The sequence below is a fragment of the Marinobacter sp. ELB17 genome (assembly GCF_000169375.1).
Taxonomy (GTDB): domain Bacteria; phylum Pseudomonadota; class Gammaproteobacteria; order Pseudomonadales; family Oleiphilaceae; genus Marinobacter.
Genome location: NZ_AAXY01000002.1, coordinates 62,401 through 73,371, shown reverse-complemented (window position 1 = coordinate 73,371; position 10,971 = coordinate 62,401). Strand labels below are relative to the sequence as shown.

General features: G+C 56.8%; 7 protein-coding genes. 5 read left to right on the top strand and 2 right to left on the bottom strand.

Features of this window, described 5'->3' with window-relative positions:
- Position 1: 1 nt before the first annotated feature.
- Positions 2–988: an AAA family ATPase gene (locus tag MELB17_RS03065; RefSeq protein WP_007348669.1), complete on the bottom strand. Its 987-nt coding sequence runs from the start codon at positions 986–988 to the stop codon at positions 2–4.
- Between the two features lie 178 nt (positions 989–1,166).
- On the opposite strand from MELB17_RS03065, the gene MELB17_RS03060 reads away from it, so the two are divergent.
- The 4 genes from MELB17_RS03060 to MELB17_RS03045 all read left to right on the top strand — a co-directional run bounded on the left by MELB17_RS03060 (position 1,167) and on the right by MELB17_RS03045 (position 9,182).
- Positions 1,167–6,071: an NAD-glutamate dehydrogenase gene (locus MELB17_RS03060; protein WP_007348668.1), complete on the top strand. Its 4,905-nt coding sequence runs from the start codon at positions 1,167–1,169 to the stop codon at positions 6,069–6,071.
- A gap of 65 nt (positions 6,072–6,136) precedes the next feature.
- Complete coding sequence (gene can / locus MELB17_RS03055; RefSeq protein ID WP_007348667.1) at positions 6,137–6,817, top strand: carbonate dehydratase; 681 nt, start codon at positions 6,137–6,139, stop codon at positions 6,815–6,817.
- 14 nt (positions 6,818–6,831) lie between these two features.
- A complete protein-coding gene (locus MELB17_RS03050; protein ID WP_007348666.1) occupies positions 6,832–7,926 on the top strand; it encodes a class I SAM-dependent methyltransferase in 1,095 nt (364 codons plus the stop codon).
- The gene (locus tag MELB17_RS03045) at positions 7,923–9,182 is read left to right on the top strand and encodes a class I SAM-dependent methyltransferase (RefSeq protein ID WP_007348665.1); all 1,260 of its coding nucleotides are present in this window, start codon (positions 7,923–7,925) and stop codon (positions 9,180–9,182) included. The genes MELB17_RS03050 and MELB17_RS03045 overlap by 4 nt, the downstream gene beginning before the upstream one ends.
- Before the next feature lie 62 nt (positions 9,183–9,244).
- On the opposite strand, the gene MELB17_RS03040 is transcribed toward MELB17_RS03045, so the two are convergent.
- Positions 9,245–9,859: a riboflavin synthase gene (locus MELB17_RS03040; protein WP_007348664.1), complete on the bottom strand. Its 615-nt coding sequence runs from the start codon at positions 9,857–9,859 to the stop codon at positions 9,245–9,247.
- A gap of 59 nt (positions 9,860–9,918) precedes the next feature.
- Between MELB17_RS03040 and MELB17_RS03035 the strand changes: the two genes are divergently transcribed.
- Positions 9,919–10,935 carry a hypothetical protein gene (locus tag MELB17_RS03035; protein ID WP_007348663.1) on the top strand — a complete coding sequence of 339 codons (1,017 nt, stop codon included), beginning with the start codon at positions 9,919–9,921 and terminating at the stop codon, positions 10,933–10,935.
- Positions 10,936–10,971 lie beyond the last annotated feature (36 nt).

The following is a 10,971-nucleotide window of genomic DNA, read 5'->3' as shown; positions in this document are numbered from 1 at the left end:
ATTATGCCGTTACCGGCAGACATTCTAAGAGTCGCCGCAAAAAATCGTCGGTGCTGATGCCCTCAGCCTGGGCGTCAAAGTTTAGCAGCACCCGGTGGCGCAACACGTCAAAGGCCACATTGCGGATGTCGTCCGGGGTTACATAGTCGCGCCCGTCAAGCCAGGCCTGGGCGCGGCTGCAACGGTCCAGTGCGATAGTGCCCCGCGGGCTGGCGCCAAAACTGGCCCAGCGCGCAAGTTCCGGGCCGATCTGCGGGCCTAGCTCTGCAGGGTTACGGGTGGCCAACACCAGCGCCAGTAAATAATCTTCAACAGCTTCTGCCATGTGTACGTTGGCCACTTGCTGGCGCGCGGCAAACACCTCGCTGACACTAACACGGCGGGTAACGGCGGCTGCAGGCTGGCGAAAGTCGCGGCGCGCCAGATGCAGAATTTGGCGCTCGGCGCTGGCATCGGGGTAATCAATCAACACGTGCATCAGAAAGCGGTCGAGCTGGGCTTCCGGCAGGGGGTAAGTGCCTTCCTGCTCTATCGGATTCTGCGTCGCCATCACCAGAAACAGCGGTTCCAGCGCGAAGGTGTTCATGCCCACGCTGACCTGGCGTTCGCCCATGGCTTCCAACAGCGCCGATTGCACCTTGGCCGGGGCGCGGTTTATTTCATCGGCCAGTACCAGGTTGTGAAACACCGGGCCGCGCTGGAATTCGAAAAGACCGGTTTCTGCGCGATAGATTTCGCTGCCGGTCACATCGGAAGGCAACAGGTCAGGGGTGAACTGGATGCGGTGAAAGTCACCTTCAACGTATTCAGCCAAGGTTTTGATGGCGGTGGTTTTCGCCAACCCCGGGGCGCCTTCCACCAGCAGGTGGCCATCAGCCAACAGAGCCATCAATAGACGGTTAACCAGGATTTTCTGGCCAATAATACGGGTTTCCAGCTGGCTCTGAAGATTCAGAAAAGTCTGCTGTAGTGATAACGGCGATGACATAGGCAAGGTACTCGTGACCGGTAACGATAAAAGACAGCTATGCTACAACAATCCAACTGATAAGTAGTTGCCGTAATTTTGCGGAGATGCCGGCAAAAATCAAGCGCTTGGCATATCCTTGTGCGATAACAACGGTATAAATACCAGCTCCATCGTTTACACGAACCAGAGGTACGCTATGAATGCGCTGACAGTGGCCAGTAAGGAACAATTTTTTTCTCTGCTAGAAGAGGCATTTGGCGAGAAGATTGCCAAAACGGAAGCCACCCGAATCAGCGAATTTGCCCGCCAACACTACTCGCAGATACCTCTGGAAGAACTGGTCAAGCGGCGATTTTCAGATATTTATGGCGGCGTAATGGCAGCTTGGCAGTTTCTTCGCCATCGCGAACAGGACGAGACCCCGGTTTCAGTGTTCAATCCGGATCTGGAAAGCGATGGGTGGGCATCGACGCATACGATGATTTTTATCATTCATCCGAACATGCCGTTTCTGATTGACTCACTGCGCATTGCTATTAACCAGCGCGAAATTGGTACCCATTCCATTCAGCACGCGGTGCTTCAGATCAGCCGCGATAAAGATGGCAAGTTGGCCGATCTGCACGGCAAAGATGCCAGCGGGACTGCACCGGTTAAGTGTGCTCAAGAGGCGTTTATTGCCATCGAAATTGATCGCCACAGCGCGCCGGAAGAAATGGCCGAACTGGAGCAGGTACTGCAGAGCGTGTTGCACGAAGTACGCATCGCTGTAGGTGACTTCCCCCGGGTAAACGCGAAAGTGATCGAAAGTCGCGAGGAGCTGGAGCATTCCGCTGGAGATATCAGCAAACAGCAGAAAAAAGAAGCACAGGCATTTTTGACCTGGCTGCAAGAAGATCATTTCACGTTTCTGGGTTACGACGAGTATGACTTTGTAAACGATAAAAACGGCGTGGAAGTGCGTCGGGTAAAAGACTCCGAACTTGGCATATTGCGGGTGACCAACGAACGCCCCGTGTGTGTACGTTTAAGTGAGTTGCCCAACCGTACCGGTCAGGAAATGACCCGCACTGACGATGTGTTTATCTTTGCTAAATCCGCCCAGCGCTCACGCGTACATCGCCCGGCCTACCCGGATTATATTGCCATAAAACGCTTCAACCAGAAGGGTGAAGTGGTGGGTGAGCGGCGCTTTCTGGGCCTTTATACCGCTCGAGTTTACAACGAGCGGCCGGACCAGATTCCATTGATTCGCCGCAAATTTGAAAGTGTGATGACGCAGTCTGGTTTCCCCCGTGACGACTACACCGGCAAAGAGCTTGACCAAATTCTGACGGTATTGCCCCGTGACGAGCTGTTCCAGCTCAATACCGAAGAACTGCTGCGACTGGCCACCGGCATACTGTACATTCAGGAACGTCGACGCATTGAACTGTTCATGCGCGAAGACGTGTACGGCCAGTTTGTGTCTTGTCTGGCCTATTTTCCAAGGGACATCTACAACACCGAGCTGCGTCTGAAAGTTGAGCAGGTTCTGGTAGAAACCCTGGGCGCCGAAGACGTTGAATTTGTCACTTATTTTTCCGAATCGGTTCTGGCGCGGGTACAGTTCACCATTCGCGTGCCGCCTATGGAAAACCGCCAGCTGCCACTGGCCGAGATTCGCCAAAAGGTAATCGGGCTGGCGCAGTCCTGGAGTGACGGGCTGTTAGAAGCGCTTACCGAGGCCTGGGGCGAAGAGAAAGGCAGCGAGATGAAGCGTACCTGGAGTGCGGGTTTCCCCGCCAGTTACCTGGAAATGTTTTCGCCGCGCCGCGCCGCCATTGATCTGGAATACGTCGCCACCGCCGCCAAAACCGGCGACATGGCCATGAGTTTTTATCGGGCGCTGGAAGAAGACGACAGCACCATTCACTTTAAATTGTTCTATCCAAACCATCCGGTACCTTTGTCAGACGTCATGCCGGTGTTCGACAACTTTGGCTTCCGCGTGCTCAGCGAACACCCTTTTGAAATGACCAGCCGCAATGGCGAAGTGATCTGGCTGCACGACTTCACTCTGCGCACGGTTTCCGGCGCCACGGTCGACCTTCAGCGTTTGCGCCCGCTGTTTGACGAACTCTTCCGTCGCGTGTGGCGCGGCGATGCCGAGAACGACGCCTTCAACCGCCTGATGAAATCGTCTTACAAGAGCTGGCGCCAGATTGCGCTGTTGCGCACCTATGCCCGTTACATGCGCCAGATCCGCTTTTCCAACAGCCAGACCTTTATTGCCAGAACCCTGTTCCACCACAAGAACCTGACCGAAGTTCTGCTGGCCTACTTTGAAGCCCGCTTTAATCCGGATAACGGCTACAGCCCGGCCAAGCGCGAGGCTACGCAGCAGAAACTGCTGGTGGAATTCAACGCCGGGCTGGAAGAAGTAGAAAACCTGAGCGAAGATCGGGTGTTTAAGCTGTATATGGAGCTGATTCACTCCACCCTGCGCACTAATTATTACCAGCCCGACGAGTCTGGCCAACCCAAGTCTTACATCAGCGTAAAGTTGGATCCGACCGGCATTCCGGACATGCCACTGCCGATGCCGATGTTTGAAATATTCGTGTATTCGCCGCGGGTCGAAGGTGTGCATCTGCGGGGTGGTAAAGTGGCGCGCGGAGGCCTGCGCTGGTCGGATCGTTTTGAAGATTACCGTACCGAAGTGCTGGGCCTGGTAAAGGCGCAACAGGTAAAAAATGCGGTGATTGTGCCAGTGGGAGCGAAGGGCGGTTTTGTTGCCAAGCAACTGCCGAAAGCCTCTAACCGCGAGGCCTTCCAGGCCGAAGGCAAAGAAGCGTACAAAACCTTTATTCGCGGGTTGCTCGACATTACCGACAACTTGGTAGACGGCAATATTGTGCCACCGCTCAGCGTGGTGCGCCAAGATGCAGACGATCACTACCTGGTGGTAGCCGCCGACAAAGGCACCGCGACATTCTCTGACATCGCCAATGGCTTGTCTGCCGACTACGACTTCTGGATGGGTGATGCCTTTGCCTCTGGTGGCAGCAACGGTTATGACCATAAAAAAATGGCCATTACCGCCCGCGGCGCCTGGGTATCGGTAGAGCGACACTTCCGGGAAATGGGTATTAACCCTGCGGACGACGAGTTTACCGTGGTGGGCATTGGTGACATGGCCGGTGACGTGTTTGGCAACGGCCTGCTGAGCTCAGAAAAAACCCGCTTGGTAGCGGCGTTCAACCATATCCATATTTTTATCGATCCGTCTCCAGACGCAGCCAAGAGCTATAAAGAACGCCTGCGCCTATTCAAAATGCCGCGTTCGGCCTGGACTGATTACAACAGCGAGTTGCTATCCGCCGGTGGTGGCATTTTTAGCCGCAGTACGAAATCCATTCCGCTGAGCCCCGAAATCAAAGCCCTGCTGGGAATTAAAGCAGATCGGGTGCCGCCCAACATGCTGATTGCCCACATCCTCAAAGCGCAGGTAGACCTGCTATGGGTTGGCGGCATTGGCACTTATGTCAAAGGGGGCGGTGAAAGCCACAGCGATGTCGGCGATAAAGCCAATGACGGCGTTCGTATCAACGGCGCCGACCTGCGCTGCAAGGTGGTTGCCGAAGGCGCTAACCTGGGCCTTACCCAGCGCGGCCGTATTGAATATGCGCTCAAAGACGGGCGCTTGAACACCGACTTCATTGACAACTCCGGCGGTGTGGACTGTTCAGACCACGAAGTGAATATAAAGATTCTGCTCAATCGCTCCATTGTGATGGGCGACTTGACCGCTAAACAGCGCAACCTGCTGCTGGAAGACATGACCGAAGACGTGTCTGCGCTGGTGCTGAAGAACAATTACCGCCAGACCCAGGCCCTGAGCATCGCCAGCGAAGATGCCCCCAAACGCATTGAAGAATGTCGTAGGCTGATGAACTCCTTAGAGGCAGAAGGTAAACTGAACCGCGAGCTGGAGTTTCTGCCCGACGACGAGGCCCTGAACCAGCGCAAGCAGGCTGGTAAAGGCCTGACACGGCCGGAACTCGCGGTGTTGATTGCGTATGTAAAAGCAGACTTAAAACAGACCCTGGTGGCTAGCAACCTGCCTGATGACCCGCTGTTGGCGGGGGAAATGTACAAGGTGTTTCCGCGGGAGCTTAATCGCAAATTTGCCGACGAGCTGGGCGAACACCAGCTAAGGCGGGAAATCATTGGTACCCAGATTGCCAATGATATGGTTAACCACATGGGCATCATTTTTGTCGACAGCATCAAACAAGCGACCGGCGCCGATTCGGCGCAGATAGCCCTGGCCTGGATTATTGCCCGCGATCTGTTCCGCGTTGACACCTGGTGGGACCGTATTGAAGACCTGGATTTCCATGTAAGCGCTCAGCTACAGATAGAACTGATGCAAGAAATGATGCGGCTGATGCGGCGCACTGTGAAATGGCTTTTGCGTAATCGCCGCGCCGAACTGTCGATTGCCCATCACATTGAGCGCTTTGCCGACAGCGTTTGGGCTATTACTGCGGGCCTGCCAGACTACCTTAACGGACAAACCCGTAAACTCTGGCAGAAGCGCCATCAGGCTCTGATGGATTCCGGAGTGCCGGAAGATCTGGCGCCGGTGCTGGCCGGTACTGACTATCTGTATTCGTCGCTGGGTATTATCGAAGCCCAGGAAGCGACAGACGTGCCATTGAAAACCGTGGCCAGCTTGTACTACGAAATCAGCGAACGTCTGCAGCTGAACTGGTTTGCCGGCGCCATCTCGGCGCTGGTGCCAGCCAGCCACTGGCAGTCGCTGGCGCGGGAAAGTTTCCGTGAAGACCTGAACTGGCAGCAGCGGGCGCTGACCACCGGCGTGCTGCAGCAAGCAGGCGAGCCGGATGATGTGGCCCTGTGCGTGGATCAATGGATGGCCCGTCACCAGCCCATGATTGACCGCTGGCAGGAGATGTTGGTCGAGTTGAAACGCAGCCCCGAGCCGGAATACGCCATGTTTTCTGTGGCCCTGCGGGAATTACTGGACCTGGCGCAGACAACTCTTCACCAGGCACCCGCTGAGCCGGTAGAAACTGCTTCTGATGTGAACTAGGTATTGATTAACGGGAGTAATTCCCGTTCAATCCTTCGCCTTAACTCAAAAATCGGAGCACGTAGATGGGGCAACTGGATTATTTACTGGAAAAAAACCGGGCCTGGGCAGAGGGTATTAAGGCACAGGACCCACAGTTTTTTGATCGGTTATCAAATCAGCAGGCCCCAGAATATTTGTGGATTGGTTGTGCAGACAGCCGGGTACCAGCCAATCAGATCGTGGACCTGATGCCCGGCGAGTTGTTTGTTCACCGTAACGTGGCCAACGTGGTGGTGCACACCGACTTCAACTGCCTGTCGGTGCTGCAGTTTGCGATTGACGTGTTGAAAGTGAAACACGTTCTTTTGGTGGGTCACTACGGCTGCGGCGGTGTTAAAGCCGCCTTGCTAAACGAGGGCTTTGGCCTGATTGCCAACTGGCTGCGCCACGTGCAAGACGTGCGTGATCGTTACCGGCACATTCTGGAACCCATCACCAGTGTGCAAGACCGCGCCGACCGCCTGTGCGAACTGAACGTGATTGAACAGGTGGACCACGTGTGCCAGAACAGCATTGTTCAGGACGCCTGGAAACGGGGCCAAGACTTAACCGTGCACGGCTTCGTGTACGACCTGCGTGACGGCATAATGCGGGATATGGGCATTCCCATATCCAACGCTGTCACCAGCGAGTATGCCCGCCAGCAATCGGTGGATGAAATGGTACTTCGCCCGGTGCGCTCCGGCCGCCTGATTAAAGCCTGAATTACGGAACGCCCATGTCTGCATTACCTAATTCCCACGAAGCGCTGCTTCGTAATCGTTCTTATCTGACCGGCAAGGTCGCCCTGCTGGGCGCTACTGCACCGGTTTTACTGACCGAGCTGGCAACGTTGGGCAGCACTGGCCTGGCTATGACCGAACACGCCGGATACGCACAGGCCCTCGAGCAGGCCGACAGCTGGCCGGTGGCCTTTGGCTATGACGCCCTGGCTCTGACCGCCGCAGCCTTCGATTCTGTTGTGGTGTTTTTGCCCAAGGCCCGCGCCGAGCTGGATCTGCGACTGTCGCTGGCGCGTTGGCTGGTGCGCCCCGGTGGCCGCCTGCTGGTGTTGGGGGAGAAAAAAGAGGGCATTGCCGGCGCGGTAAAACAGCTGCGCGAGGCCTTGCCTCAGGTGCACAAAATTGACAGTGCGCGGCATTGTCAGGTGTGGTGCGCAGAAGACGTAACACCGCTTGCGCACTTTGCCATTGCAGATTGGCTGGATTGGAGTCAGGTCAGCGTTGCCGGTCGGGAGCTCGATGTAGCAGGCTTACCCGGTGTGTTCAGCCGTGGCGAACTAGACTCGGGCACAAGCCTTTTGCTGGAAACCCTGGCCAGCACCCCATTGACCACCCTGTCGGTTCGGGCGGCGCCCGGTATACCGCCGACGCGGGCCGGCAAGGCCCTGCGTGTTCTCGACTTTGCCTGCGGCGCCGGCGTTATTGGCGCCTGGTTGCAGACTGAAGAAAACACGGACCTAAGCGTTGATGCCGTAGACGTGCAGTCCCAGGCGCTGCTGAGCGCCCGCGCGACTTATGACCGAGTGGGTGCGCGGGGCGAGATTATTGCGTCTGACGGCATTGCCGGGCTAGACGGCCGCTGGCAGGCGGTGGTGTCTAACCCGCCGTTTCACAGCGGCGTGCGCACCGATATGACCATGACCGAGCGCTTTGTGCGCGACCTGGCCAGCCACTTGGAACACGGCGGTGAGCTGCGGTTGGTGGCCAACAACTTCTTGCCTTATGAGGCCTTGATTCGTCGTTGTATTGGCCCGGTTGAACGCCTTGCAGAAAACAACAAGTTTACGGTGTACCGGGCCTTTCGTCAGTGATATGGCCGTTGAATCTGGAGCGTGCGGCGCCTGCGCCAACGCTTGATAAGGCAGCGAAGCCAAATGCCAACGTTGCCAGCCTTCAAGCCTGGGATTCAGCGGATGAACTGCTGTTGCAGCAGGCCACGCATTGGATGGAGGACGGATGGCTGGCGGATAAACAGCCGGCGGGCAAACAACATCCGCGGGTGCTGGTGGTGGATGACAACTTTGGCGCCCTTACGCTAGGGCTATGGGATTTGCAGCCGATTACCCTGGCCGACAGCGCGGCCCTTGGGCGGGTGCTGGCACACAATCTTGCTTTGAATCCACCACTGCAAAGCAATCTGAGCGATCAGCCAGTGCCTCTGAGCTGGTGCGACGACCCGGTGTTGGCGCAGGAAACGGCAACAAACAGCTCGCACAGCGCCAATAGACTGAACGGCCCGTTTGATCTGGTGGTCATGCGCATTCCCCGCTATGGCGATTACCTGGCCTGGTTGCTTCGACGGGTAAATACCTTGCTGGCAGACAACGGCGTGCTACTCGCTGGTGGCATGATAAAACACCTGCCAGACCGCAGTGTGGACGTATTTGCCCAGGCGGTTGTTACCGAAAAGGTGTGCCCGGCGCGCAAAAAAGCGCGGGTGGTGATATGTCGTAAAGGGAGCGCAGAGTTAACAAGCTGGACCTCGGCGTGGCAGGGCTACTCGCTTGCTGCGGGCGCTGAAACAGCAAAAGCGCTGAGCGTTTCAGCTCTGCCGGCGGTGTTCGCCCGCGACAAGCTGGATATCGGCACCCGGGCATTGCTGCCCCACGTTACACAGGCAGCCGCAGCGTTGGCGCCAGGCGCGCAGGTGTTAGACTTGGCCTGTGGTAATGGCGTACTTGGCTTGGCAGCCCTTGCAGCTAACAGCCACCTTGAACTGACCTTCAGCGATGTTTCCAGCCAGGCGGTTATAAGCGCCGCCACCAACGCCGCCCGCGAATTCCCTCAAAGCGCATTTTCTTTCCGCCATGCCGACAGCATTGCCGCAGATGGCGGCGAGTTCGATCTGATACTGCTTAATCCGCCGTTTCACGAGGGTGGGGTCGTGGGTGATCATATCGCCCTAGCGCTGTTTGCCGCTGCCCGCCGCCATCTTCGCCCCGGTGGACGACTGTTGCTGGTGGGCAACCGGCATCTGGGGTACCATCGCAGCCTTGGCCGCTTCTTCCCCCAGGTGCGCCAGCTAGACGCCAACCCTAAATTTGTGGTGCTCGAAGCTAGCCGTTAAAACCAGGCGCTGGTGCTCGTTTTTGACTGCTTTTAATCACATCTTTCGATCACGCAACGGGATTAAATGGCAGGACGGTCGTAACCCAAGCGGGCCAAGGTGTCGACAATGGTTTGGGTCTGGCTGTCGATTTCAATATTCACGTTCTGGCCCACGCTGGTCTCACCAAATACCGTGGCGCGCAAGGTTTCTGGAATCAGATGCACGTTGAAGCGGTTGTCATGCACTTCGCCGATGGTCAGGCTGGCGCCGTTAATAGCAATGTAGCCCTTGGCAAACACATAGTGGCCCCAGGCCGCCGGCACTTCAAACCAAAGGCTGACGTTGTTTTCGCTGCGCACGATATCGACAACCTGCGCGCGAGTGTGAATGTGTCCAGATAGTAAATGCCCGCCGATTTCATCGCCAATGCGCGCTGCGCGTTCGTAATTCACCCGGCTGCCGGCCACCATAGCGCCCAAAGTCGTCAGCCGCAGGGTTTCCTGCATGGCGTCAAAGTACAGCACATTGCCCTGCTGGCGGGTGACGGTCATGCAGGTTCCGTTAATGGCAACCGAGGCGCCGATGGTCACGCCTTCGGCTTTGCCGGCGGGTAAGGCGATGGCAAACGTACTGAGCCCTGGCGCAGTGATAACGTCTTCAATGGTCGCAATGCCCTGAACAATGCCTGTAAACATGGGAAAAGCCTCGTGCGGTTAAAATGATGACGTAGCATACGGTGGGCCAGAATAACCAGATGACGCCAGAGGAACAACGCGCGCCTCAAGATTCTGCCGCCGACGCCGTTAATCTGAATAAGTCCATACATTTTCAGGTGGAATTGCCCATGGCCCAGAACACAGGCACCCAGGCGCGACAGGCACCTGCAACGGCGTCGTCAGCCGCAGCGCCCGCGGTATTGCGCCAAGGCCGGGCGGCAGACCCGGCGCCGACCGTGGCGGATAACGCTGTGGCGGTTGCGGGCCAGGGCACTCAAAATAACACTCAACCGTCGATCGGCTCAAATGAAAGCGCCAAGCAGACATCTGATGCAATGGCTGCCGACGCTGCCGACGCTGCGGGCAGCCGCGATGATTCCGCTGGCAGCAATCGTGACAAAGCCGCCAACCACCAGCGACAGCTGCGATTGATGATGCGCCAATGTGACCGGGTGCTGCTCGCCGATTACGACTTGCTGGCGATGGAGAAATGGCCGGATAACGCCCGGATTTCTGCTGCGCGAAGGCGCCGAGATCTGTGGTTGCTGGCGGTGGCCGTTGCCGCTGTTTTCTTTGTTGGCGGCGTGCTCGGCTTATTGCCGGCGTGGCTGGGCGGTGCGGGTTTTGGTGTGTTTGTTACGACGCTGCTGCTGGCATTGCCGCCGGTGCGCAGGGTGATCAGTTCGCGCCCGTCAAACCGGGAGCTAGTGCAACAGCGCCGGCAAATGCTGCGGGACGCCAGGCGCCATGTGGCGCATCTAGAGGGGGCCGATGGGCTGGTGTGGCAGTGCGAGCGTATGGCGGCGTTCAACCCTGCGCTGGCAAGTCACAGCTTTTCGCGATTACGGGAAGCATCAAAGAAGCATACACTGGTGCAGCAATTAACCGAGCGCAAATACGTGCGCCTGTATCTGTTCTATCTGGTAGAGGCAGACAAAGCGTACCAGAGGCTGCAACAGGTGTTTCTGGACAGCCGCCAAGAGGGGCTGGACCAGGGTTTGGTGGAAGGCAGCCCGGTAGACGACAGAGAGGATAACGCTAACTTGACAAATTGATTTTTCAAACGTATGTTTAAAACGTATGTTTAAAAA

Excerpts from the sequence above, each read along its gene's own strand:
- MELB17_RS03065 (WP_007348669.1), bottom strand. The coding sequence starts at position 988 with ATGTCATCGCCGTTATCACTACAGCAGACTTTTCTGAATCTTCAGAGC.
- MELB17_RS03060 (WP_007348668.1), top strand. The coding sequence starts at position 1,167 with ATGAATGCGCTGACAGTGGCCAGTAAGGAACAATTTTTTTCTCTGCTA.
- can (WP_007348667.1), top strand. The coding sequence starts at position 6,137 with ATGGGGCAACTGGATTATTTACTGGAAAAAAACCGGGCCTGGGCAGAG.
- MELB17_RS03050 (WP_007348666.1), top strand. The coding sequence starts at position 6,832 with ATGTCTGCATTACCTAATTCCCACGAAGCGCTGCTTCGTAATCGTTCT.
- MELB17_RS03040 (WP_007348664.1), bottom strand. The coding sequence starts at position 9,859 with ATGTTTACAGGCATTGTTCAGGGCATTGCGACCATTGAAGACGTTATC.
- MELB17_RS03035 (WP_007348663.1), top strand. The coding sequence starts at position 9,919 with ATGACGCCAGAGGAACAACGCGCGCCTCAAGATTCTGCCGCCGACGCC.